Annotated in this window: 22 protein-coding genes; 20 read left to right on the plus strand and 2 right to left on the minus strand. The window is 70.2% G+C overall.

Features of this window, described 5'->3' with window-relative positions; all coding sequences use genetic code 11:
• The first annotated feature begins 62 nt into the window (after positions 1 to 62).
• Genes hisF through hisI form a run of 3 tightly spaced genes read left to right on the plus strand, consistent with a single transcriptional unit; the run spans position 63 to position 2343 of the window.
• Entirely contained in the window at positions 63 to 836 is a 774-nt protein-coding gene (gene hisF, locus G406_RS0105425; protein ID WP_028933042.1) for an imidazole glycerol phosphate synthase subunit HisF, read from the plus strand.
• Entirely contained in the window at positions 833 to 1990 is a 1158-nt protein-coding gene (locus tag G406_RS0105430) for a hypothetical protein (RefSeq protein ID WP_028933043.1), read from the plus strand. Before hisF ends, G406_RS0105430 begins: the two co-directional genes overlap by 4 nt.
• Positions 1987 to 2343, plus strand: a complete 357-nt coding sequence (gene hisI, locus G406_RS0105435; RefSeq protein WP_028933044.1) for a phosphoribosyl-AMP cyclohydrolase — start codon at positions 1987 to 1989, stop codon at positions 2341 to 2343. The genes G406_RS0105430 and hisI overlap by 4 nt, the downstream gene beginning before the upstream one ends.
• A 13-nt stretch (positions 2344 to 2356) precedes the next feature.
• On the opposite strand, the gene G406_RS0105440 is transcribed toward hisI, so the two are convergent.
• Positions 2357 to 2965: a TetR/AcrR family transcriptional regulator gene (locus G406_RS0105440; RefSeq protein ID WP_028933045.1), complete on the minus strand. Its 609-nt coding sequence runs from the start codon at positions 2963 to 2965 to the stop codon at positions 2357 to 2359.
• 33 nt (positions 2966 to 2998) lie between these two features.
• Between G406_RS0105440 and G406_RS0105445 the strand changes: the two genes are divergently transcribed.
• The 9 genes from G406_RS0105445 to G406_RS0105485 all read left to right on the plus strand — a co-directional run bounded on the left by G406_RS0105445 (position 2999) and on the right by G406_RS0105485 (position 16329).
• Positions 2999 to 4558 carry an anthranilate synthase component I gene (locus G406_RS0105445; RefSeq protein ID WP_028933046.1) on the plus strand — a complete coding sequence of 520 codons (1560 nt, stop codon included), beginning with the start codon at positions 2999 to 3001 and terminating at the stop codon, positions 4556 to 4558.
• A complete protein-coding gene (locus G406_RS44780; RefSeq protein ID WP_037075165.1) occupies positions 4555 to 5154 on the plus strand; it encodes a Trp biosynthesis-associated membrane protein in 600 nt (199 codons plus the stop codon). The genes G406_RS0105445 and G406_RS44780 overlap by 4 nt, the downstream gene beginning before the upstream one ends.
• A 195-nt stretch (positions 5155 to 5349) precedes the next feature.
• Positions 5350 to 6159, plus strand: a complete 810-nt coding sequence (trpC, locus tag G406_RS0105455; protein WP_028933047.1) for an indole-3-glycerol phosphate synthase TrpC — start codon at positions 5350 to 5352, stop codon at positions 6157 to 6159.
• Positions 6156 to 7427 (plus strand): tryptophan synthase subunit beta, encoded by a 1272-nt coding sequence (gene trpB, locus G406_RS0105460; RefSeq protein WP_028933048.1) that lies wholly within the window; start codon positions 6156 to 6158, stop codon positions 7425 to 7427. The genes trpC and trpB overlap by 4 nt, the downstream gene beginning before the upstream one ends.
• Complete coding sequence (trpA, locus tag G406_RS0105465) at positions 7420 to 8214, plus strand: tryptophan synthase subunit alpha (protein WP_028933049.1); 795 nt, start codon at positions 7420 to 7422, stop codon at positions 8212 to 8214. The genes trpB and trpA overlap by 8 nt, the downstream gene beginning before the upstream one ends.
• Before the next feature lie 193 nt (positions 8215 to 8407).
• A complete protein-coding gene (lgt, locus tag G406_RS44785) occupies positions 8408 to 9436 on the plus strand; it encodes a prolipoprotein diacylglyceryl transferase (RefSeq protein WP_051341674.1) in 1029 nt (342 codons plus the stop codon).
• A 182-nt stretch (positions 9437 to 9618) separates the two neighbouring features.
• Positions 9619 to 14157: a glutamate synthase large subunit gene (gene gltB, locus G406_RS0105475; RefSeq protein WP_028933050.1), complete on the plus strand. Its 4539-nt coding sequence runs from the start codon at positions 9619 to 9621 to the stop codon at positions 14155 to 14157.
• Entirely contained in the window at positions 14150 to 15670 is a 1521-nt protein-coding gene (locus tag G406_RS0105480; RefSeq protein WP_028933051.1) for a glutamate synthase subunit beta, read from the plus strand. Before gltB ends, G406_RS0105480 begins: the two co-directional genes overlap by 8 nt.
• A gap of 23 nt (positions 15671 to 15693) precedes the next feature.
• Positions 15694 to 16329, plus strand: a complete 636-nt coding sequence (locus tag G406_RS0105485; RefSeq protein ID WP_028933052.1) for a DUF2461 domain-containing protein — start codon at positions 15694 to 15696, stop codon at positions 16327 to 16329.
• Between the two features lie 8 nt (positions 16330 to 16337).
• Here the strand turns inward: G406_RS0105485 and G406_RS0105490 are convergent, their stop codons facing one another.
• Positions 16338 to 16718 carry a VanZ family protein gene (locus tag G406_RS0105490; RefSeq protein ID WP_342666192.1) on the minus strand — a complete coding sequence of 127 codons (381 nt, stop codon included), beginning with the start codon at positions 16716 to 16718 and terminating at the stop codon, positions 16338 to 16340.
• A gap of 60 nt (positions 16719 to 16778) precedes the next feature.
• Here G406_RS0105490 and pyk point away from each other — a divergent pair, with 60 nt between their 5' ends.
• The 8 genes from pyk to G406_RS0105530 are packed head-to-tail and all read left to right on the plus strand — an operon-like array spanning position 16779 to position 24717.
• Positions 16779 to 18203 carry a pyruvate kinase gene (pyk, locus tag G406_RS0105495; RefSeq protein ID WP_028933054.1) on the plus strand — a complete coding sequence of 475 codons (1425 nt, stop codon included), beginning with the start codon at positions 16779 to 16781 and terminating at the stop codon, positions 18201 to 18203.
• A 56-nt stretch (positions 18204 to 18259) separates the two neighbouring features.
• Positions 18260 to 19174 (plus strand): acyl-CoA thioesterase II, encoded by a 915-nt coding sequence (gene tesB, locus G406_RS0105500; protein WP_028933055.1) that lies wholly within the window; start codon positions 18260 to 18262, stop codon positions 19172 to 19174.
• Between the two features lie 43 nt (positions 19175 to 19217).
• Positions 19218 to 19952, plus strand: a complete 735-nt coding sequence (locus tag G406_RS0105505; protein WP_028933056.1) for a dienelactone hydrolase family protein — start codon at positions 19218 to 19220, stop codon at positions 19950 to 19952.
• Positions 19953 to 19963: 11 nt separating this feature from the next.
• On the plus strand, positions 19964 to 21028 hold the full coding sequence (locus G406_RS44790; protein ID WP_051341675.1) for a cation diffusion facilitator family transporter: 1065 nt from the start codon (positions 19964 to 19966) through the stop codon (positions 21026 to 21028).
• A gap of 30 nt (positions 21029 to 21058) precedes the next feature.
• A complete protein-coding gene (locus G406_RS0105515; protein ID WP_028933057.1) occupies positions 21059 to 22354 on the plus strand; it encodes an O-acetylhomoserine aminocarboxypropyltransferase/cysteine synthase family protein in 1296 nt (431 codons plus the stop codon).
• Positions 22351 to 22845: a CoA-binding protein gene (locus G406_RS0105520; RefSeq protein WP_028933058.1), complete on the plus strand. Its 495-nt coding sequence runs from the start codon at positions 22351 to 22353 to the stop codon at positions 22843 to 22845. Before G406_RS0105515 ends, G406_RS0105520 begins: the two co-directional genes overlap by 4 nt.
• Positions 22842 to 23963, plus strand: coding sequence for a homoserine O-acetyltransferase MetX (gene metX / locus G406_RS0105525; RefSeq protein ID WP_028933059.1), 1122 nt, complete (start codon positions 22842 to 22844; stop codon positions 23961 to 23963). Before G406_RS0105520 ends, metX begins: the two co-directional genes overlap by 4 nt.
• A gap of 16 nt (positions 23964 to 23979) precedes the next feature.
• Positions 23980 to 24717 carry an SDR family oxidoreductase gene (locus G406_RS0105530; protein ID WP_028933060.1) on the plus strand — a complete coding sequence of 246 codons (738 nt, stop codon included), beginning with the start codon at positions 23980 to 23982 and terminating at the stop codon, positions 24715 to 24717.

Raw genomic sequence — 24717 nt, forward strand, 5'->3', positions numbered from 1 at the left:
ACGGTGGAGGGCACCCGCGACCGGCGGGATCAGCCGTTCGGGGCAACCTTTAGGGTGGCCGTATGGCCGTTGCGGTGCGCGTGATCCCCTGCCTGGACGTGGATGCGGGTCGGGTGGTGAAGGGGGTCAACTTCCTGGATCTGGTGGACGCGGGCGACCCGGTCGAGATGGCCGGTGTGTACGACGGGGAAGGCGCAGACGAACTGACCTTCCTGGACGTCTCCGCGTCCTCGGGTGAGCGGGCGACCATGGTCGACGTGGTGCGGCGCACCGCGGAGCAGGTGTTCATCCCGCTGACCGTCGGCGGGGGAATCCGCTCGACCGACGACATCGACCGGATGCTGCGTGCCGGTGCCGACAAGGTCAGCATCAACACCGCCGCGATCACCCGTCCGGAGCTGCTCCACGAGGCGAGCCGACGGTTCGGTGCGCAGTGCATCGTGCTGTCCGTCGACGCCCGGCGGGTGCCCGAGGGTGATGCACCGACCCGGTCCGGCTGGGAGGTCACCACACATGGTGGCAGGCGCGGCACCGGGATCGACGCGGTCGAATGGGCCGAACGCGGCCAGGAGCTCGGCGTCGGGGAGATTCTGCTGAACTCGATGGACGCCGACGGGACCCGAGCGGGCTTCGACCTGACGATGATCACGGCGGTCCGCGCGGTGGTCGACGTACCGGTGATCGCCAGCGGGGGAGCGGGGGAACTGTCGCACTTCGGTCCCGCCGTCCGGGCCGGCGCGGACGCGGTGCTCGCCGCCAGCGTCTTCCACTTCGGCCAGCTGCGGATCAGTGAGGTGAAGGACGCACTGCGCGCCGAGCTGGTGGAAGTGCGGTGAGTTTTCTCGCGGCCGCCAGGCGTGAACGGCTGGCGGCCGGTGTGCTGGTCGGGCTCGCCATCGTGTTCGTGGGCGTCGCGCTGTTGCAGCGAATGCACCGGGGCGAGGCCGACGTCCTGCTGCCCCTGGCGTTGCTGGCCGCCGATCTGACCATCGCGGCCGCTCTGCTGTCCGGCTGGTACTCGGTGCGTCCCGTCGCACAGGGACTGGCGATCTTCGGTGCGTTGGCGCACGTGCTGCTGCTGTTGGGTGGGCGGCCCGAGCTGATCCGTGTCACCTCCGGTCTGCTGGCCGCCGCGCACGTGTACAGCCTGGTGCTGCTGTTCCAGCTCGGCGCCGGCTACGACTACGAAGACGAGGACGACGAGCAGGAAGCCGCCGAGGTCGAGCCGGCCCAGGTCGCCGAGGCGCCACCGACGGAGGCCGCCGCCTCGGTACCGCCGATCTCCGAACCGAGCGGTGAACCGGCCGCGGCACCAGCGCCGGAGCAACCCGCCCCGTTGCCCGCCACCGAGCCTCTTGCCGAGTCCTCCGGCGAGGAAGCCTCAGTCGACCAGACACCCGCTGCCGAGCCGGCCACCGATGAGGAGGACGCCGCCTCGGCCTCCGACGCCACGGAGGTCTCGGCCTCCGACTCTTCTGTTGCCGACGCCTCGGCCTCCGACACCGCTTCTCCCGTCTCCGATGTCTCCGACGGCCCTGACGCCGCTTCTCCTGACGCCGCTTCTCCTGACGCCGACGCCTCCCAGGTCGCTGTCTCCGAGGCCACTGAGGCCACTGAGGCCACTGAGGTCGCCGTCGCCCACGCCGCGACCTCAGGGGATGCAGTCCCCGATGTCACCGCGTCCGACACAGGTTCCTCGGCGGACTCCACGGGCGTCGCGGTCCCTGACACCGCCGCGGACGTTGTCGACGAGCAACCGGGTGGGGAGCCCTCGGAGAACGCGATCGAGGATCAGCAGGGCCCCGTCGAGGCCAGAGGGCCCGAGCCGTCCGGGCCGGACCAGCAGACGCCGGGGGAGGTGCCGACCGCCCGATCCGAGGGAGGGCAGAATGAGGAGGAGCAGGATCAGCTGACCCGGGACCAGGCCGTTCCGGTCACCACGACCGTCGGGGCCGAGCAGGCTCCGGCAAGCGAGGAGCGTGCCACATGAGTCTGAAGCCGGAGATCGCGGCGCGGTTAAAGCGCAACCAGGACGGCCTGGTGTGCGCGGTCGCGCAGCAGCACGGCACCGGCGAGGTGCTGATGGTCGCCTGGATGGACGACGAGGCACTGGACCGCACCCTCGCCACGCGTAAGGCCACCTACTTCTCCCGCAGCCGTCAGCAGTACTGGGTCAAGGGCGAGACGTCCGGCCACACCCAGTACGTGCACGAGGTCCGTCTGGACTGCGACGGCGACACCATTCTGCTGACCGTGGACCAGACCGGTGCCGCCTGCCACACCGGCGACCACACCTGCTTCGACGCGCAGGTACTGCTCGCCTCGGAGTCCGTGCCCGCCTGACCGGCGCCGGGGATCAGCCGATCGAGCCGGTCAGATAGCGCTGCAGGGTCGGTCCGATCGCGCCGGCCAGCGTGTCGACGTCCGCTGAGGCGAGCGGCTCGAGTTTGATCACGTAGCGGGCCATCCCGAGACCGACCATCTGGGAGCCGCACAGGCTGGCGCGCAGGTCAGCGTCCGGCGACGAGAACGCCCCGACGAGCTTCCCGAAGATCACCTCGCTGACGAACTCACGCACCATCCGGGCCGCGGTGTCGTGGTTGGCGACGCTGCGCAGCAGGCCCACGAACGGGCCGCCGTCGTGGGCGTCCCACACACTGAGGAAAGTGCGGACGATCCGCTCGCCGGTTCCTTCCGGATCGCCGTCCAGCAGCCGCGACAACAGCGCGTCCGGGTTGACCGGGAGTTCCAGTGCCGCCGCGAACAGGCCTTCCTTGCCCCCGAACCAGTGGTTGACCATCGCCGCGTCCACGCCCGCCGAGGTCGCGATCGAGCGCACCCTGGCCCCCTGGTAGCCGCGTTCGGTGAACTCGGCCCGCGCCGCGGACAGCAAGGCCGCCCTGGTGTCCTCGCCACTGGGGCGTCGGCCTCGACGCCTTTCGGCGGATTCGGATGCTGCACTCACGGCCTCATCTTGACACCCGGCACAATGGACGGCATGACTGCGAGTTCGGTGCACACCGGCACCAGCCAGCTGGGTGTGGTGACACCCACCCGGGAGGAGTTCCGCGAGCTGGCCGCCGGCCATCGGGTGATCCCGGTGGCGCGACGGTTGCTGGCCGACGACGAGACACCCGTCGGGCTCTACCGGAAGCTGGCGGGCGACCGCCCGGGGACGTTCCTGCTGGAGTCGGCCGAGAACGGTCGATCGTGGTCGCGCTGGTCGTTCGTCGGGGCGCACTGCGCCGCCGCGCTCACCGAGGTCGACGGCGAGGCCACCTGGATGGGCAACCCGCCGGTCGGGCTGTCCACCGGCGGTGATCCGCTCGCGGTACTGCGCGAGTGCGTCGAGGAGCTGCAGACCGAGCCGTTCGCCGGGCTTCCGCCGCTCACCGGTGGCATGGTCGGCTATCTCGGCTACGACGTGGTGCGCAGGCTGGAGCGGCTGCCGGAGCTGGCCCAGGACGACCTGAAGCTGCCCGAGCTGGTCATGTTGCTGGCCACCGACCTCGCCGCGCTGGACCACCACGAGGGCACCGTCACGCTCCTGGCCAACGCGGTGAACTGGGACAACACCCCGGACCGGGTGGACGCCGCCTACGACGACGCGGTCGCCAGGCTCGACCGGATGACCGAGCAGCTCGGTGCGTCCGCACCGTCGACGGTCGCGGTGTACCGACCGGCGCAGCCGAGCTTCGTGCGCCGCCGCACGCTCGAGGAACACTGCGGGGCGGTCGAGGCGGCCAAGGAGGAGATCCTGGCGGGGGAGGCGTTCCAGGTCGTCGTCTCGCAGCGGTTCGAGGCGGAGACCTCGGTCGACCCGCTGGAGATCTACCGGGTGCTGCGCGCGACGAACCCCAGCCCATACATGTACCTGCTCCGGCTCCAGGACGCCGACGGCGGCCGGTTCGACATCGTCGGGTCCAGCCCGGAAGCGCTCGTGACGGTGCGCGACGGTGTCGCGACGACCCATCCGATCGCGGGCACCCGGTGGCGCGGCGACACCGAGGAGGAGGACCTGCTGCTGGAGAAGGACCTCCGGACCGACGAGAAGGAACGTGCTGAGCACGTCATGCTCGTCGACCTCGGTCGCAACGACCTCGGGCGGGTGTGCGAGCCGGGCACCGTGAAGGTGCACAACTTCTTCCAGGTGGAGCGCTACAGCCACGTCATGCACCTGGTGTCGACCGTGACCGGCCGGCTCGCCGACGGGCGCAACGCATTCGACGCGGTCACCGCGTGCTTCCCGGCCGGCACGCTGTCCGGGGCGCCGAAACCGCGCGCGATGGAGATCATCGAGAAGCTCGAACCCACCCGGCGAGGGCTGTACGGCGGCATCGTCGGTTATCTCGACTTCGCGGGCAACGGCGACACCGCCATCGCGATCCGCACCGCGCTGATCCGCGACGGCCGCGCGTACGTCCAGGCGGGCGGTGGGATCGTCGCCGACTCCGATCCGGTCGCGGAGGACACCGAGACCCTGAACAAGGCGCGAGCCGTCCTGTCCGCGATCGCCACCGCGGAGACACTGGCCGCACCGGGCTCGGATCGGGGTTGAGCCCGCCGCGCCGGCTCGCGGTCACCGTACTGGCGCTGTTGGTCACCGGCCTTCTGCTGTGGGTGTCCAGCGGGCTCGTATGGGTCACCGCCGAGTTCACCGGCTCGCTGCGTGGCCCGGTCACGGTGCGGGCCACCGGGGCCGACCTGGCGCCCGAACTGGGCGGTGTAGCGCTGCTGGCGGTCGCGGCCGTGGCCGCGCTCGTGGCGACCTCGGGGTGGGCTCGACGGATCGTCGGCGTTGTGGTAGCAGCCGTCGGCGCCTGGGTCGGCTGGCTCTCCGCGTCCTGGTTGCTCGGGCCCGTTCCGGTCTCGTTCGGTGCCGCCGAGGCACCTCCGGTCGGCTCGGTTCCGGCCGGTCCGGCGGTTCGGACCGCTGCTCCGCTGGTGCCGCTCGGGGTAGGGGTCCTGCTGCTCCTGACCGGTGTGGCGATCGTCTTGTGGGCCCGCGACATGCCCGGAATGGGTCGCCGCTACGCCGCCCCCTCGGTCAAGACCAAGACTCCTGCCAGGGACAGTGACTGGTGGGAAGCCCTGGATGCCGGGGACGATCCGACCGCTCGGTCGACTGGCACCGACCCAGGGCCGAAGCGCTGAACGGACGCGGTTAGCATGCTTACAGCGTCCTGCTGAGGGCGTTCGGCGCTCCAACTGGAGCGCTTGGCGCACAACTCTTAGGTCCACCTCGGAGTCAACCCACGACTGCCGGCCACGACGGCCGGTCCCGGAAGGGGGGATCGCCTCCGTGAGTGAGCGGAGCACGCGAGCCTGCCGCGCTGCGGTGAGCTGCAGGTGAGCGTTCTGGAGTCGATTCTCGACGGCGTTCGCGAGGATCTGGCACAGCGAGAGTCGGCGGTGAGCTTCGAACAGGTGAAGCGGGCATCGCTCGCGGCACCGTCCCCGCGCGACGCGATGGCCGTTCTGCGAGAGCCCGGCATCGGTGTCATCGCGGAGGTCAAGCGGGCGAGCCCGTCCAAGGGTGAGCTGGCGACGATCGCGGACCCGGCCGAGCTGGCCGAGCAGTACGCGGCGGGCGGCGCCCGGGTGATCAGCGTGCTGACCGAGCAGCGTCGGTTCAACGGCTCGCTGGCCGACCTCGTCGCGGTCCGAGCCGCCGTCGACGTGCCGGTCCTGCGCAAGGACTTCATCGTCGGCACCTACCAGGTCCACGAGGCGCGCGCTGCCGGTGCCGACCTGGTGCTGCTGATCGTCGCGGCGCTCGAGCAGAACGTCCTCGCCTCGCTGCTGGATCGCGCCGAGTCGTTGGGCATGACCGCGCTCGTCGAGGTGCACAACGAGGAGGAGGCCGACCGCGCGCTGGAGGCGGGCGCTTCTCTGATCGGCGTCAACGCGCGCAACCTGCACACCCTCGAGGTGGACCGTTCGGTGTTCGCACGGCTGGCCCCCGGGCTGCCCAGTGACATCCTGCGGGTGGCCGAGTCGGGCGTGCGCGGGCCCGGTGATCTGTTGACCTACGCCGGCTACGGCGCGGATGCGGTACTTGTCGGGGAGGGCCTGGTGACCAGTGGCGATCCGAGGACGGCGGTGACCAAGTTGGTCGCGGCCGGCTTCCACCCCTCGTGCTCGCGGGCCGTCCGATGAGCGCGACCGCGAGCACCGGCGTCGGTACCCGCAGCGGACACGAGCCGGACGAGCACGGCCACTTCGGTCGCTACGGTGGCCGGTTCGTGCCGGAAGCGCTGATCGCCGCACTGGACGAGCTGGCCGCCTCGTACGAGAAGGCCCGGCTCGACCCGGTCTTCCTGGCGGAGCTGGACCGGTTGCAGCGCGACTACACGGGCCGCCCCTCGCCGCTGACGGACGCGACGAAGCTGGGTGAGCATGCGGGCGGCGCCCGGTTGCTGCTCAAGCGTGAGGACCTCAACCACACCGGCTCCCACAAGATCAATAACGTGCTGGGTCAGGCGCTGCTCACCAAGCGTATGGGCAAGTCGCGGGTGATCGCGGAGACCGGAGCGGGTCAGCACGGCGTGGCCACGGCCACCGCCGCCGCGCTGCTCGACCTCGACTGCGTCGTCTACATGGGCGAGGTCGACACCGAGCGTCAGGCACTCAACGTCGCTCGTATGCGGCTGCTCGGTGCCGAGGTGGTGTCCGTGAAGACGGGCTCCCGGACGCTCAAGGACGCCATCAACGAAGCACTGCGCGACTGGGTGACCAACGTCGACTCGACGCACTACCTGCTGGGCACCGTCGCCGGCCCGCACCCGTTCCCCACGATGGTGCGTGACTTCCACCGGGTCATCGGCCTCGAAGCCCGCGAGCAGGTGCTGGCCAGGTGTGGGCGTCTGCCGGACGCGGTCGCCGCCTGTGTCGGTGGCGGGTCCAACGCGATCGGAATCTTCCACGCCTTCCTCGACGACGCCGACGTGCGGCTGTTCGGCTACGAGCCGGGCGGCGACGGGGTGTCGACCGGCAGACACGGTGCCACGCTGAGCGAGGGCAGCCCCGGCGCACTGCACGGCGCGTTGTCCTACCTGCTGCAGGACGAGGACGGCCAGACGATGGAGTCGTACTCGATCTCCGCCGGCCTGGACTACCCGGGCGTCGGCCCGGAGCACGCGCTGCTCAAGGACATCGGCCGCGCCGAGTACCAGTCGATCACCGATGCCGAGGCGATGGACGCGTTCGCGCTCCTGGCCCGCACCGAGGGCATCATCCCGGCGATCGAGTCCGCGCATGCGATCGCCGGCGCGCTGCGGCTCGGCCGTGAGCTCGGGCCCGACGCGATCATCCTGATCAACCTGTCCGGCCGGGGCGACAAGGACGTGGACACCGCCGCACGGTGGTTCAACCTCGTTGATCCGGCGAAGCTCGACGGAGCACCAGAGGGGGGCCACGGTGAGTGAGCTCGACACGTTGTTCGCCGAGTGTCGTGACGAGCACCGGGCCGCACTGATCGGTTACCTGCCGGCCGGTTATCCCACGGTGGACGACTCGGCTCGGCTGCTGAACGCGGTCATCGACTCGGGCGCCGACCTCGTCGAGGTCGGTCTGCCCTACTCCGACCCGGTGCTGGACGGCCCGACGATCCAGGCGGCCGCCGAGACCGCGCTGCGCGCCGGCACCCGCATCAAAGATGTGCTCGGCGTCGTCGAGCGGGTCGCCGAAGCGGGCGGCCGGGCCGTCGTGATGAGCTACTACAACCCGGTGCTGCGCTACGGCGTCGACGCGTTCGCGCGCGACCTGGCCGCGGCGGGTGGGCTGGGGCTGATCACCCCGGACCTGATCCCGGACGAGGCCGACGAATGGATCGCCGCCTCGACCGAGCACGGTCTGGACCGCATCTTCCTGGTGGCCCCGTCGTCGACGGAGGAGCGCATCGCGCGCACCGCCGAGGCGAGCAGTGGATTCCTCTACGCGGCATCCGTGATGGGGGTGACCGGGGCGCGCGACGCCGTCGGCGCCGCCGCCGGCGAGCTGGTGGAGCGCTGCCGCCCGCACACGACACTGCCGATCGGCCTCGGGCTCGGGGTCCGATCCGGTGAGCAGGCGGCCACGGTCGCGGGCTTCGCCGACGCCGTCATCGTCGGATCGGCGCTGGTCAGCGCGGCGGGCCGGAGCGAGGACGAGCTGCGTGAGCTAACCCGGGAACTGGCGGGCGGAGTGCGCCGCCGCGCGGCGCAGCCTGCCTGAACCCTGCGACCGGAGCCTCAGAATCGCCCGGGTACGGTGACGACGTGCTCTCCGCGTATCCAGTGCGACGTCCACGAACCGTGACCGTCCCTCGACGGCCCAGCTTCCCGCTGAACGCACCGGCGAACGACCCGAGTGCAGCCAGGTACGAGGGCCGTTCGCCGGCACGCCCAGCGGAAACCTGGGTCCGCCGATGAATCGGCCACTGTTCGTAGACGCCGCACTGGCCAACATCCCCAGCCCTGACCAGGGAGTCTGGCATGTCGGCCCGATCCCGATCCGGGCCTATGCGCTGTTCATCATCCTGGGGATCGTCGTCGCGGTCACCTGGGGCGACCGGCGGATCGTCGCGCGCGGCGGCCCCAAGGGCGCCGTTCTCGACGTGTCGGTCTTCGCGGTGCCGTTCGGCCTGATCGGCGGCCGGCTCTACCACGTGGCGACCGACTGGGAGACCTACTTCGGTCCCGGCGGACACCCCATCGACGCACTCAAGGTGTGGAACGGCGGCCTCGGCATCTGGGGCGCCATCGCACTCGGCGCGGTCGGCGCGTGGATCGGCTGCCGGCGCCTGGGCATCCCGCTGCCGTTCTTCGCGGACGCGGTGGCCCCGGGCATCGTCGTCGCGCAGGCCATCGGCCGGCTCGGCAACTACTTCAACCAGGAGCTGTACGGCGGGCCGACCACCCAGCCCTGGGGCCTGGAGATCTACGACCGGGTCCTGCCCGGCACGTCGATCGCGGACAATCTGAACGGCATCGCCGCGAACCACACGCCGGTCGAGGTCGTGCACCCCACGTTCCTCTACGAGCTCGTGTGGAACCTGCTCGTCGCAGCGCTCGTGGTGTGGGCGGACCGCCAGTTCCGGCTCGGTCACGGCCGCGCGTTCTGGCTGTACGTGGCGGGCTACACCGCCGGCCGGTTCTGGATCGAGCGGATGCGCTCCGACCCCGCGACCCGGGTCTTCGGCGACATCAGGATCAACGTCGTGGTGTCCGTCGTCGTGTTCGTCGCCGCCGTGGCCTACCTGGTGTTCGTGCGCAAACCTCGCGAGGAGCTGACTGGGCCGTCGGCCGGGGCCGACGCCGTCCGTGATCCCGAGCCCGCGACTGTTTCCGCTGGTAGAGGCCCGGACAAGACCGGCGGGGCAGAGGCGGGGACGGGCACCGTCGGCCGTCACAGTGCCCCCGGGCCGGACCGTGATCCGGGTCAAGGCGATGCCTGAACGAGATACGGCCAGGGGGACAAAACCTGTCCATGTGACGTATCGTTAACCAAGTTTCAGACTGACCTCCAACGCCGGCGAGAACAGCACTCGCTCGTTTCTGGGCTGTTACAGTCTCGGAACTCCGAGGGCCACCGGTGTCCCGACGTGTCCACAACACAGCGTCGAGGGAGGTACTCGCGGTGATCTTCTCTGGCCTACCGCGTGCGCAGGGGCTGTACAACCCAGCGGCCGAACACGATGCGTGTGGCGTCGCGATGGTCGCCGACACCCTGGGCCGTCGGAGCCACGCCATCGTGCGGGACGCTCTCACCGCACTGGCCAACCTCGAGCACCGGGGCGCGGCGGGTGCCGAACCCACGAGCGGTGACGGTGCCGGCATCCTCCTGCAGGTTCCGGATCTGTTGCTGCGCGCCGAGGTGGACTTCGAGCTCCCCGAGCCGGGGGCCTATGCGGTCGGGCTGGCTTTTCTTCCCGTCGAGGACGAGCAGCGGGCCACGGCGGTTGAGCTGATCGAGCGCATCGCCGTCGAAGAGGGCCTGTCCGTCCTAGGGTGGCGCCACCTCCCGGTGGAGCCCGTCGCGGCCGATGTCGGGCCCAGCGCGCGGGCGTGTATGCCGCACTTCGCCCAGCTGTTCGTGTCCGCCGCCGACGGGGTCCAGGGCATCGAGCTGGACCGGCTGGCGTTCTGCCTGCGCAAGCGCGCCGAGCTGGAGTCACAGGCAGCGGGCTGCGGCACCTACATCGCGTCGCTGTCCTGTCGGACCCTCGTCTACAAGGGCATGCTCACCACCCACCAGCTGCCCGCGTTCTTCCCCGACCTGACCGACGAGCGGCTCGAGAGCGCGATCGGGCTGGTGCACAGCCGGTTCTCCACCAACACGTTCCCGTCCTGGCCGCTGGCCCACCCGTTCCGCTACGTCGCGCACAACGGCGAGATCAACACCATCCGGGGCAACCGCAACCGCATGCGGGCCAGGGAAGCGCTGTTGTCGAGCGAGAAGATTCCCGGCGATCTGTCGCGGCTGTCGCCGATCTGTACCGAGGGCGGTTCCGACTCGGCGTCGTTCGACGAGGTGCTCGAACTGCTCCACCTCGGTGGCCGTTCGCTGCCGCACGCGGTGCTGATGATGATCCCGCAGGCGTGGGAGAACCACACCGAGATGGACGAAGCGCAGCGCGCGTTCTACAAGTTCCACGCGAGCCTGATGGAACCGTGGGACGGCCCCGCCTGCGTCACGTTCACCGACGGCACCCTGGTCGGCGCCGTGCTGGACCGCAACGGGCTACGGCCCGCCCGCTGGTGGCAGCTCGCCGACGGGCGGGTCGTGCTGGCCAGCGAATCCGGCGTGCTCGACGTACCGGACGAGGAGGTCGTCGCCAAGGGACGGCTGCATCCCGGCCGGATGTTCCTGGTGGACACCGAGGCCGGTCGGATCGTCGACGACCACGAGATCAAGTCGTCGCTGGCTTCCGAGCTGCCCTACGAGGAATGGGTCCATGCCGGGCTGCTGGAGGTCGGCAGCCTGCCGCCGCGCGAGCACGTCGTGCAGACCCACGAGTCCGTGCTGCGCCGTCAGCTCACCTTCGGCTACACCGAGGAGGAGCTGCGCATCCTGCTCGCGCCGATGGCGGCGACGGGCGCCGAGCCGATCGGGTCGATGGGCACCGACACCCCGGTCGCGGCCCTGTCGCAGCGGCCCCGGCTGCTCTACGACTACTTCGCGCAGCTGTTCGCCCAGGTCACGAACCCACCGCTGGACGCGATCCGCGAAGAGATCGTGACCTGCGTGGCGCGCGTGATGGGCCCGGAGCAGAACCTGCTCGAACCGACACCTGCGTCCTGCCGGCACCTGCGCCTGCCCTACCCGGTGATCGACAACGACGACCTGGCGCGCATCCTGCACATCAACGACGACGGCAACCTCCCCGGGTTCGCCACCGCCGTGATCAGCGGGCTCTACGAGGTGGACGGCGGCGACCGGGCGCTGGAGACCGCGCTGGCCCGGGTGCGCAGGGAAGCCTCCGAGGCCATCGCCGACGGCGCGCGGGTGCTCGTGCTGTCCGACCGCGACTCCGACCACCGGATGGCGCCGATCCCGTCGCTCATGCTCACCTCGGCGGTGCACCACCATCTGGTGCGCGAGCGGGAACGGGTCCGGGTCGCGCTGGTCGTGGAGAGCGGCGACTGCCGCGAGGTGCACCACGTCGCGCTGCTGCTCGGTTTCGGCGCGGCCGCGGTCAACCCCTATCTCGCGTTCGAGACGATCGAGGACATGATCGCAGGCGGCGACATCAGCGGGATCAGCGCGCCCGTGGCGATCAAGAACTACGTGAAGGCGCTGGTCAAGGGCGTGCTCAAGGTCATGTCCAAGATGGGCATCTCGACCGTCGGCGCCTACACCGCCGCGCAGGCGTTCGAGGCGATCGGGCTGTCGAAGGAGCTGGTCGGTGAGTACTTCACCGGCACCGAGTCCCAGCTCGACGGCGTCGGGCTGGACGTCCTCGCCGAAGAGGTGGCCGCTCGGCACCGCCGCGCCTACCCCCGCAACCCGACCGAGCGGGTGCACCGCAGGCTCGACGTGGGTGGCGAGTACGCCTACCGCCGGGAGGGCGAACTGCACCTGTTCACCCCGGAGACGGTGTTCCTGCTGCAGCACGCGACCCGCTCGGGACAGCGTGACGTGTTCCGTGAGTACACGGCGGAATGCAACCGGCTCGCCGCCGAGGGTGGCGCCCTGCGTGGCCTGTTCCGGCTGCGCACCGAGGGGCGTGCGCCGGTACCGCTGGCCGAGGTCGAATCCGTGGAGTCGATCCTGACCAGGTTCAACACCGGTGCCATGTCGTACGGCTCGATCTCCGCCGAGGCGCACGAAACCCTCGCCATCGCGATGAACAACCTCGGTGCCCGATCGAACACCGGCGAGGGCGGCGAGGACATCGACCGCCTGTACGACCCCAGCCGCAACAGCGCGATCAAGCAGGTCGCCTCCGGCCGGTTCGGGGTGACCAGCGAGTACCTGGTCAACGCGCGCGACATCCAGATCAAGATGGCGCAGGGCGCGAAGCCGGGGGAGGGCGGCCAGCTGCCGCCGAACAAGGTGTGGCCGTGGATCGCCAGGACCAGGCACTCCACAGCGGGCGTCGGTCTGATCTCGCCGCCGCCGCACCACGACATCTACTCGATCGAAGACCTCGCACAGCTCATCCACGACCTGAAGAACGCCAACTCCGAGGCTCGCGTGCACGTGAAGCTGGTGTCCTCGGTCGGCGTCGGCACCGTCGCGGCCGGGGTCTCGAAGGCGCACGCCGACGTGGTGCTGGTCTCCGGGCACGACGGAGGTACCGGGGCGGCGGCGCTCACCTCGCTCAAGCACACCGGTGCACCGTGGGAGATCGGTCTCGCGGACACCCAGCAGACGCTCATGCTCAACGGGTTGCGCGACCGCATCACCGTGCAGACCGACGGTCAGCTCAAGACCGGCCGCGACGTCGTCGTCGCCGCGTTGCTGGGAGCCGAGGAGTACGGCTTCTCCACCGCGCCGCTGATCGTCGCGGGGTGCGTCATGATGCGCGTCTGTCACCTGGACACGTGCCCGGTCGGGGTGGCGACCCAGGACCCGGAGCTGCGCGCGCGGTACACCGGCAAACCCGAGTTCGTCGAGAACTTCTTCCGGTTCATCGCCGAGGAGGTGCGGGAGTACCTGGCCGAGCTGGGCTTCCGAACCCTGGACGACGCCGTGGGACGTGCCGAGCTGCTCGACACCGACGCCGCGGTCGGACACTGGAAGGCGTCGCGGGGGCTCGACCTGTCACCGCTGTTCGTCGTACCGGACATCCCGGACGCGCCCCGTCGCCGGCTGCGCGACCAGGACCACGGCCTGGAGAAAGCACTCGACCGCACGTTGATCCAGCTCGCCGAAGCCGCGCTGGAGGATGCCCACCAGGTCCGTCTCGAACTGCCGGTGCGCAACGTCAACCGCACGGTCGGAACCCTGCTCGGCGCCGAGGTGACCCGCCGCTACGGAGGCCAGGGACTGCCGGACGGCACGATCCACGTCCAGCTCACCGGGTCGGCGGGCCAGTCGGTCGGCGCGTTCCTGCCCCGGGGCATCACGGTCGAGCTCGTCGGCGACGCGAACGACTACGTGGGCAAGGGACTGTCCGGCGGTCGACTGATCGTCCGGCCCTCGGAGAAGGCGACGTTCGCCGCCGAACGCCAGGTGATCGCCGGCAACGTCATCGGGTACGGCGCGACCTCCGGGGAGATCTTCCTGCGCGGCATGGTCGGGGAGCGCTTCTGCGTGCGCAACTCCGGTGCGCTCGCGGTGGCCGAGGGTGTCGGCGACCACGCGTGCGAGTACATGACCGGTGGCAGCGTCGTCGTGCTCGGACCGACCGGCCGTAACTTCGCGGCGGGCATGTCCGGCGGCACCGCCTACGTGCTCGGTCTCGACCGGGCACGGGTCAACCGGGAGCTGGTGGAGCTGGAGGCGCCGACGGACCCGGACCTGCAGTTCCTGCACGAGATCGTCAGCAGGCATCTCGAGCTCACCGGGTCCGCCGTGGCGGCCTCGTTGCTCGGGGACTGGCCGCGTCGGTCCGTCGCGTTCACCAAGGTCATGCCCAGGGACTACCGCAGGGCACTGGACGCGGTCAGGCTGGCCAAAGCCGAAGGCCGGGATCCCGACGAGGCGATCATGGAGGCCGCTCGTGGCTGACCCCCGCGGTTTCCTCACCTACCGTCGCGCGGACGCACCCAAACGCCCCAAGCCGGAGCGGGTGCACGACTGGCACGAGGTCTACCTCGACCAGACCCGTACCGAGGCCGCCGATGAGACCCGTGAACAGGCCGCCCGTTGCATGGACTGCGGCATCCCGTTCTGCCATTCGGTGTCGGCGGGCTGCCCGCTGGGCAACCTGATCCCGGAGTGGAACGACCTGGTCAGGCGAGACGACTGGACTACGGCCAGCGACCGGCTGCACGCGACGAACAACTTCCCCGAGTTCACCGGCAGGCTGTGCCCCGCGCCGTGCGAGTCGGCCTGCGTGCTGGCCTCCACGCCGGCAGCGGGTGGCGCGGTGGCGATCAAGCGGGTGGAGCAGAGCATCGTGGACATCGCGTGGGACCGGGACCTGATCGTCCCGCGCAACCCGGGGGTGGCCTCCGGCAGGCGGGTCGCCGTGGTCGGCTCCGGTCCCGCCGGACTGGCGGCGGCACAGCAGCTCACCCGGGCCGGCCACGACGTGACCGTCTACGAGCGCGACGACCGGCTCGGCGGACTGCTGCGCTACGGCATCCCCGAGTTCAAGATGGAGAAGGCGGTCCTGGACCGTCGGCTCGCCCAGATGCGAGCCGAGGGCACCCGGTTCGTGACGTCCTGCGAGGTCGGCGGGCCGGCGGCCAGGGACCTGTCGGTCGAGCAGCTGCACGCGGACTTCGACGCGGTGGTGCTCGCGGTCGGTGCGCTGCAGGGCAGGGACGCACCCGAGGTGCCCGGGCGGGAGCTGGCCGGGGTGCACCTGGCGATGGAGCACCTGGTCCCGGCGAACCGGGAGTGTGAGGGTGACGGCCCGACGCCGTTGTCCGCGGCGGGCAAGCACGTCGTGATCATCGGCGGCGGAGACACCGCCGCCGACTGCTACGGGACGGCGCTGCGGCAGGGCGCGGCCTCGGTGCACCAGCTGGACCAGTACCCGCGCCCGCCGGACGAGCGTGACGCCGAGCTGTCGCCGTGGCCCACCTGGCCGTGGATCCTGCGCACCTACCCGGTGCACGAGGAAGGCGGCGAGCGCCGGTTCGAGGTCGCCGTCGAGCGGTTCGTCGGCGACGAGAACGGGAAGGTCACCGCCGTACATCTGCGGCAGGTGACGGTGCGCAAGGACCGGGAGTCGGGGCGCAGGGAGGTGGTCCCGGTGTCCGACGAGGTGATCGAGATGCCGTGCGACCTGGCCCTGCTGGCGATCGGCTTCACCGGCGTCGAGGACATGCCGCTGCTCGGCGGGCTCGGTCTGGAACGCGCGCCGCGCGGAAACCTGACCTGCGGCCCGACCTGGGAGACCTCGGCGCCCGGCGTGTTCGTGTGCGGCGACGCCCACCGGGGTGCCTCGCTGGTCGTGTGGGCGATCGCGGAGGGTCGAGCCGTGGCGCACGCGGTGGACACCTACCTGTTGGGCGCCTCGCAGCTGCCGTCCCCGGTCCACCCGACGGCGCTGCCCCTGGCCGCGGTGTGAGCACGTTCGGCTAGCGTGCGCACATGGGTTTCGCGGGGTTCGGCGACGGCTTGGTCGACTTCTACGACGGGTTGATCGCGGACAACTCGAAGGCGTACTGGACCGACAACAAACCGGTCTACGACGAGCACGTGCGTGAACCGATGCGTGCGCTGCTCGCCGAGCTCGAACCCGAGTTCGGCGCCGGCAAGATCTTCCGGCCGTACCGGGACGTGCGGTTCAGCGCCGACAAGACGCCGTACAAGACCCACTGCGGTGGATACGTCAGCGGCTACTACGTGCAGGCCGACGCCGACGGAATCATGGTCGCCGGCGGGTACTACTCCATGGCCGGTGACCAGGTTCGTCGCTACCGGGTCGCGGTGGACGAGGAGCGCCGGGGCGAGGAGCTACGAACGCGGCTCGCGGTCCTCGAAGAGTCCGGCATGACGATCGCGGGTGACAAGCTGGCGACCCGGCCGCGCGGTGTGGCGCCGGACCATCCCCGCCTGGAGTTGCTGCGGCACAAGGGGATCTACGCGTGGCGACGCTGGCCGGGTGAGGACCTGATGCTGAGCCCGAAGCTCGCGGGGGCGGTCGCCGAGCAGTGGCATGCACTCACGCCGCTGATGGAATGGCTGACCGATCACGTCGGCCCGACCGAGGATCCGCGCAGATAGCCCCTGGCTCACCCGTCCGCGTGGCCGGACCGGTGGTGATCTCGCCGCCGGGCGCGCGAGAACAGCCATAGGCCGATCGCCACTCCGCACAGGTCGACCGCCGCGTCCCACACGTCACCGTCGCGGTTGATCGGCAGAACGGCCTGCAGGATTTCCGAGACCACCGCATACACCACGAGGGACGCGCCCAAGTGCGATGCGCAAATATTTGCGCGACGACCCGTGAACGCGAGTGCCGCGAACAGGCAAAAGTGCGCGATCTTGTCGAATCCCGGGGGCAGGAACGGCACCCCGGAAGCAGGGCTGAACAGCGCGTACAGACTGATCAGGATCATCGTGGCGAAGGGTGCGAGACGGCGGAACACATCCGGATTGTGCCGCCCCGTCACCCCCTGACGTTCACCCAGCTGTAGCGATACAGGTTCCGGACAGGGCTAAACTCCGTCCACGTGAACCGCCGCGCGAAGATTGTGTGCACCCTCGGCCCTGCGACCGCGAGTCCGGAGCGAATTCGGGACCTCGTACAGGCCGGGATGGACGTGGCAAGGCTCAACTTCAGCCACGGCGACCGGGACGACCACAAGCGCGTCTACGAGCTCGTCAGAGAGGCGGCCGACGCCGAAGGCCGCGCGGTCGGCATCCTCGCCGACCTGCAGGGACCGAAGATTCGGCTCGGCCGGTTCGCGGCCGGCCCGGTCGAGTGGCGCACCGGTGAAGAGGTCCGGATCACCGTCGAGAACGTCGCCGGCACCCACGACAGGGTGTCCACGACGTACTCCGGTCTGGCCAACGACGCGCGTCCCGACGACCGTCTGCTGGTCGACGACGGGAAGATCGCGCTGCGTGTCATCGCGGTCGAGGGCCTCGACGTCGTGTGCAAGGTCACCGAAGGTGGCACGGTCAGCGACAACAAGGGCCTGTCGCTTCCCGGCATGAACGTCTCGGTTCCGGCGATGAGCGAGAAGGACGTCGCCGACCTGGAGTTCGCCCTCGGTCTGCGGGTGGACTTCGTGGCGCTGTCCTTCGTGCGCAGCCCCGCCGACATCGACTCGGTGCACCAGGTGATGGACCGGGTCGGCGGCGGGCGGCTGCCGGTCATCGCCAAGCTGGAGAAGCCCGAGGCCGTCGACAACCTCGAAGCCATCGTGCTCGCCTTCGACGGCGTCATGGTCGCCCGGGGCGACCTGGGTGTCGAGCTGCCCCTGGAGAACGTCCCGCTGGTCCAGAAGCGGGCCATCCAGATCGCCAGGGAGAACGCCAAGCCGGTCATCGTGGCGACCCAGATGCTCGACTCGATGATCACCAACGCCCGCCCGACGCGGGCCGAGGCCTCGGACGTGGCGAACGCGGTGCTGGATGGGACCGACGCGGTCATGCTGTCCGGTGAGACCAGCGTCGGGCGCTATCCGATCAAGACGGTGCGCACGATGGCGGAGATCATCGAGGCGGTCGAGGCCGGGTCGTTCGGTGTGCCGCCGCTCAACCACGTGCCGCGCACCAAGCGCGGTGTGCTGTCCTACGCCGCGCGCGACATCGGCGAGCGCCTCAACGCCAGAGCGCTGGTGGCGTTCACCCAGTCCGGCGACACCGTGCGCAGATTGGCCCGGCTGCACTCGAAGCTGCCGCTGCTCGCCTTCACCCCGGTGCAGGCCGTGCGCAGCCAGCTGTCCCTGACCTGGGGAACGGAGACCTTCCTGGTCCACGAGGTGGACTCGACCGACGCGATGATCCGGCAGGTCGACTCCTCGATGCTCAGCATCGACCGCTCGGAGCCAGGTGATCTGGTGGTCGTGGTGGCGGGTTCGCCACCCGGAACGGTCGGCTCGACCAACCTCATCCGGGTGCACCGGCTCGGTGAGGAGGACATCGCCTGACCACGCTGCCTGACCAGCTGCCTGACCGAGATCACCGGATACGGCAGACTGCGGGCATGACGCAGTCTGAGACCGAATCTGGCGTCCAGCACGGTGCCGACGGTGTGCCGCGCGGGCAACAGATCCTCGACAAGCTCGTGGCCAGGCTTGATCTCGAACGCATCGAGGTCAACCTGTTCCGAGGGGTCAGCCCGCCCGAGTCACCGCCCCGGGTGTTCGGTGGGCAGGTCGCGGGGCAGGCGCTGGTCGCGGCGGGGCGCACGGTGCCCGAGGACCGGGGGGTGCACTCGCTGCACGCCTACTTCATCCGCCCTGGCGACCCGACGATCCCGATCGTCTACGAGGTCGAGAGGGTGCGCGACGGCCGGTCGTTCACGACGCGGCGGGTCATGGCGGTCCAGCACGGCAAGGCGATCTTCTCCTTGTCGGCGTCCTTCCAGCTCGCCCAGCCGGGTCTGGAGCACACCGAGCCGATGCCCGAAGGCGTGCCGGGACCCGACGGGCTACCGGAGTTCGGCCGGCTCATCGTCGATCTCGACCTTCCGGCCAGCCCGTTCCAGCAGATGCCTCGTCCGCTGGACATCCGCTACGTCGGTGAGCCGGTGTGGTCGCCCACCTTCGTGCCGACCAAGGAGCCGCTGCGGGTGTGGATGCGCGCGGACGGCGCGCTGCCCGACGACAAGCTCCTGCACGTCTGCCTGCTGACCTACGCCTCGGACCTCACGCTGCTCAACTCCGTTCTCGCGCGCCACGAGCTGGGACTGCGTGACGACGAGATCAGCAGGGCCAGTCTCGACCACGCGATGTGGTTCCACCAGGACTTCCGCGCCGACGAGTGGTTCCTCTACGAGTGCTACTCACCGGTCGCCTCCGGCGCTCGGGGCCTTGCCACCGGCCGGTTCTTCACCCAGGACGGCAGACTCATCGCCACCACCGTCCAGGAGGGTCTGGTGCGCGTCACTGAGGGGTGAAGTCCCGATCAACGGCCCGCGCCTGCCACTAGGGTCTGCTCCCATGCAGACCGATGTGACGTTCCGATGCGACGACGGATTTGACATGCCCGGCGTGCTGACCACCGACGACGGTCACGAGGGTCCACGCCCCGGGCTGCTGATGATCTACGAAGCGCTCGGCATGAACCACGAGATGGCGAGCGTGGCGAGGGACCTGTCGTCCGAGGGCTGGACCGTGCTGATCCCGGACCTGTTCTCCCGAGGCCCGAAGCCGATCTGCATCGCCCGCTGCATCCGCACGATCATGGCGGGCAAGGGCCCGCAGCTGGCCGACCTCGAAGCCGCTCGCCGCTACCTGGTCAGCCTGCCCCAGGTCGACGACCAGCGGGTGGGTGCGATCGGGTTCTGCATGGGCGGCGGGTTCGCCCTGCTGCTGGCGATGACCGGGAAGTACCAGGCCAGCGCGCCGTTCTACGGCATCGCACCGAAACAGATGCCACAGTCCTGCCCGGTGGTGGCCAGCTACGGCGGCCGTGACCTCGTGCTAGCGAAGGACCCGGAGCGGCTGCGCGGGAATCTCGTCGAGCTGGGCGTCCCGCACGACGTGAAGGTCTATCCCGACGCCGGCCACTCGTTCTACTCGAAGGCGCCCGGCAAGATCATGGAGATGGTCGGGCCCTACACCCCGATGCGGGTGGGGCACCACGAGCCCAGTGCGCAGGACGCGCACCGCAGGGTCGTCGAGTTCTTCCGGGAACACCTGGACGGCGCGGCGGGCACGGCGCCGGGGGATTAGCCTGGGGCGCGATGACGGATGAGACGAAACAGAGCAAGGATTCCGGAGAGCACGGCGAGAGCCTGCTGACCGTCCTGCTGGCACTGGGCGCGAACTTCGCGGTGGCGATCGCCAAGGTGGTGGCCGGGTTGGTGACCGGCAGTGCGGCTCTGCTGTCGGAGTCCGCGCACTCGTTCGCCGACTGCGGCACCGAGCTGTTCCTGCTCACCGCGCTGCGCCGCTCGTCGAAACCCGCCGACTCCAGCCATCCGTTCGGCTACGGCAAGGAGCGCTATTTCTGGTCCTTGCTCGCCGCTGTGTCCATTTTCACCGCCGGTGCGCTGTTCTCGCTGTACCAGGGCATCCACACGCTGACCGGGCACCCGGAGGACCACAAGAACGTCCTGGTCGGGTACGGGGTGCTCGCGGTCTCGGCGGTACTGGAGTCGATCTCCCTGGCCCAGGCCATCAAGCAGGTACGCAACGAACAGGCCAAGGAGAAGCTGCCGCTGCTGCCGTACCTGCGCGGCACGGACGACCCGACGGTCAAGACCGTGCTCTACGAGGACAGCGCGGCACTGCTGGGGCTGTTCTTCGCCTTCGGCGGCATCGGGCTCACCCAGCTGACCGGTTCCTCGGTGTGGGACGGCATCGCGTCGCTGCTGATCGCGCTGCTGCTCATGGTGGTCGCCTACCTGCTCGGCAGGACCAACATGAGCCTGCTCACCGGTCAGCAGGCCGACCATCGGCTGGTCTCCTCGATCCGGGACCGGCTGGAGTCGGCACCCGAGGTCGAGGTCGTCGTCGATCTGCTGACCATGATGACCGGGACCGACCAGGTGCTGGTCTGCGCTCGGTTGGACTTCGCCGACGACGTCACGTCCGACCAGCTGGAACGCGCCTGCGTCCGGATCGATGCGGAGCTGCGCGAGGAGTTCACCGACCTCGACGAGATCTTCCTCGAACCGGTGCCGAGGAACGACCCGGAGCTGCGCGCCAAGGTACGTGCCCGGTACGGCGTCAGCCCGGAGGAGATCCCCAACGGTCTGACGCCGGTCGCGGGAGTCGCGTCGGCCGCCGAAACCAGACCGATGTGATAGGTAATAGGGTGAGGCTGAGGAGAGTTGATGGCTGACCGTCAATGGGGGTTCCGGACCAGGGCAGTGCATGCCGGGGCCACTCCGGACCCGACGACCGGGGCCAGGGCGGTGCCGATCTACCAGTCCACGAGCTTCGTCTTCGAAGACACCCAGGACGCCGCCAGCCTGTTCGCGCTGCAGAAGTACGGCACGATCTACAGCCGTATCGCGAACCCGACGGTCGCCGCGCTCGAAGAGCGGCTGGCGAGCCTGGAGGGCGGTCTCGGCGCGGTGGCCACCGCCAGCGGGCAAGCCGCCGAGTTCCTGACCTTCGCATGTCTGGCCGCCGCCGGTGACGAGATCGTCGCGGCGGCCGGTCTGTACGGCGGGACGGTCACCCAGCTCGACGTGACGCTGCGCCGGTTCGGGATCAACACCGTGTTTGTACCGGGCGACGACCCCGCCGACTTCGCCGCCGCGATCACCGACCGCACGAAGCTGCTGTTCGCCGAGGTCATCGCCAACCCCTCGGGTGAGATCGCGGACATCGCCGGTCTCGCCGACGTCGCGCATGCCGCCGGGATTCCGCTGGTCATCGACGCCACGCTGGCCACCCCGTACCTGTGCCGGCCGATCGAGCACGGCGCGGACATCGTGATCCACTCCGCGACGAAGTTCATCGGCGGCCACGGCACGACGCTCGGCGGGGTGGTGGTCGAGTCCGGCCGCTTCGACTGGGGCAACGGCCGGTTCCCGGTGATGACCGAGCCCATCCCGTCCTACGGCGGCTTGAGCTGGTGGGGCAACTTCCAGGAGTTCGGCTTCCTCACCAAGCTGCGCTCCGAGCAGCTGCGCGACATCGGTCCCGCGCTGTCGCCGCACAGTGCCTTCCTGCTGCTGCAGGGCGTCGAGACGTTGCCGCAGCGCATGGACGCGCACGTGGCGAACACTCGCACGGTGGCCGAATGGCTGGCCGCCGACCCCCGGGTGTCCTATGTGCGGTGGGCCGGGCTGCCGGACCACCCGCATCACGACCGCGCGGCCCGCTACCTGCCCCAGGGGCCTGGGGCGGTGTTCGCCTTCGGCGTGCGCGGTGGGCGGGCAGCGGGGCAGACGTTCATCGAGTCGGTCGAGCTGTGCAGCCATCTCGCCAACGTCGGTGACGCACGCACGCTCGTCATCCATCCTGGTTCGACGACCCATCAGCAGCTCACCGACGAACAGCTGCGCGCCGGTGGCGTGCCGCCGGACCTGATCCGGGTCAGCGTCGGACTCGAGGATCCCGAGGACATCCTGTGGGACCTCGACCAGGCGCTCGCGGCAGCGGTCAAGGAGGCCCCATGAGCACCACCGAGGCACCGGAGTGGGTCAACCCGTCGCCCACCGCGCGGCTGGCGCTGTTGAGGCGGACGAAGTCGGTGGCGATGGTGGGTGCGTCGGCGAACCCGGCCCGCGCCAGCAACTTCGTCGCGACCTATCTGCTGGCCAGCACCGACTACGACGTGTACTTCGTCAACCCGAACGTCGCGGAGATCCTCGGGCGCCCGGTGTACCGCTCGCTGGCCGACCTCCCGGTGGTTCCCGACCTGGTCGACACGTTTCGCCGGCCCTCGGACCTGCCAGGGGTGCTCGACGAGGTCCTCGAGGTCGGCGCGAAGGCGTGGTGGCTGCAGTTCGGGTTGTGGGCACCGGACCTGGCACGTCGTGCCGAGGACGCGGGTCTGACCGTCGTGATGGACCGTTGCCTGAAGATCGAGCACGCCCGCTTCCACGGCGGCCTGCACCTGGCGGGTTTCAACACCGGGGTGATCAGCTCCCGACGGACGATGCGATGAGCGGCGCCGTACGACACCGGGTCAGCGGTGCCTGGCGGCCCGGCGACCCGGAGGGCGACCGCAAGTTCGTCGACCTGCCGGGGATCGAGCTGGAGCTGGGTGGTGCGCTACCCGGGGTCCGGCTCGCCTACGAGACGTGGGGCACGCTGTCGCCGGCCAGGGACAACGCGGTGCTGGTCCTGCACGCGATGACCGGCGACAGCCACGCCACCGGGGTGCCGGGGCCCGGCCACCCGACCGGAGGCTGGTGGGAGGGCGTCATCGGCCCCGGCCTCGGGCTGGACACCGACAGGTGGTTCGTGGTGTGCCCGAACGTCCTCGGCGGCTGCCAGGGCAGCACCGGCCCGTCCTCGCCCGCGCCGGACGGCGCCCCGTGGGGCAGCCGCTGGCCCGCCACGACGATCCGGGACCAGGTGACGGTCGAGTTCGGCTTCGCGGACGCGCTGGGAATCTCGTCCTGGGCTGCCGTCGTCGGCGGTTCGATGGGCGGCATGCGGGCCCTGGAATGGGCGCTCTGCGCACCCGACCGCGTCGAACGCATGATCTTCATGGCGGCCGCGGCGGAGGCCAGCGCGGACCAGATCGGCACCTGCTCCATCCAGATCGACGCGATCCGCTCCGACCCGCGCTGGTTCGGCGGCGACTACTACGACGACCCGGTCGGGCCGCACGTCGGGATGGGTATCGCCCGCCGGATCGCGCACCTGACCTATCGCACGGCCGCCGAGGTCGACATCCGGTTCGCCCGCGCCTGGCAGGACGACGTGGACCCGCTGCTGGGCGGCCGGTTCGCCGTGGAGTCCTACCTCCAGCATGCCGAGGACGGTCTACGGGAACGGTTCGACGCCGGTACCTACGTGGCGCTCACCGAAGCGATGAACAGCCACGAGATCGGTCGAGGCCGCGGTGGGACCGCCGCCGCGCTGAAGTTGCTGCGCGCCACGCCGACGATCATCGGGGTGGACTCCGACCGGCTGTACCCGGTGCACCAGCAGGTCGACCTGGCCGGCTGGCTCGGGGTCGAGCCGGTCGTGCTGCGGTCCGAACGGGGGCACGACGGGTTCCTCGTCGAGGTGGACCAGGTCAACGCCGCGTTCACCGAGGCGCTCGGGGCGTGACGAACGAACGAGGAGCATGACCGGCAATCCCAGGGTCGCGGTGGTGACCGGAGCATCTCGGGGGATCGGGCGCGCGATCGCGGAACGGCTCGGCGCCGACGGGCTGCACGTGGTGGTCAACTACCTCGCGCGTAAGGACGCCGCCGAGGAGGTGGTGGCCACGATCGAGCGTGCGGGTGGCGCCGCGCTCGTGGCACAGGCCGATGTGCGTGATGCGCGGCAGGTGCGCGGGCTGTTCGACGCAGCCGAAGAACGGTTCGGCCGGGTCGACGTCGTGGTGGGCAACGCCGGCACGGCGCGCTTCTCCTCGGTCGCCCGGACCACCGACGAGGATTTCGAGGCGATGCTCGCGGACAACACCCGATCCGGGTTCTACCTCCTGCGCGAGTCGGCGAACCGGGTGTCCGACGGCGGCCGGGTGGTCATGGTCACCTCCGGGGTGACCCGCACGAACGGTCTCGGCACCGGTGTCTACGGCGCGAGCAAGGCCGCGGTCGAGCAGCTGGTACGGGTCACGGCCAAGGAGATCGCCCACCGGGGGATCACCGTCAACAGCGTGCTGCCCGGTGCGACCCGCACCGATGCGCTCGCCGCCGGTGTCACCGAGGCGGGGCTCGCACGGCTGGTGGCGGCGACCCCGCTCGGCCGCGTCGGCGAGCCGGTCGACATCGCGGACATCGTGGTCTTCCTGACGTCCCACGAGGGCCGCTGGCTCACCGGCCAGACCATCTCCGCCAGCGGTGGAGCCTTCTGA

It is taken from the genome of Actinospineispora spinosispora DSM 44797 (assembly GCF_000429025.1).
Classification (GTDB): domain Bacteria; phylum Actinomycetota; class Actinomycetes; order Mycobacteriales; family Pseudonocardiaceae; genus Pseudonocardia; species Pseudonocardia spinosispora.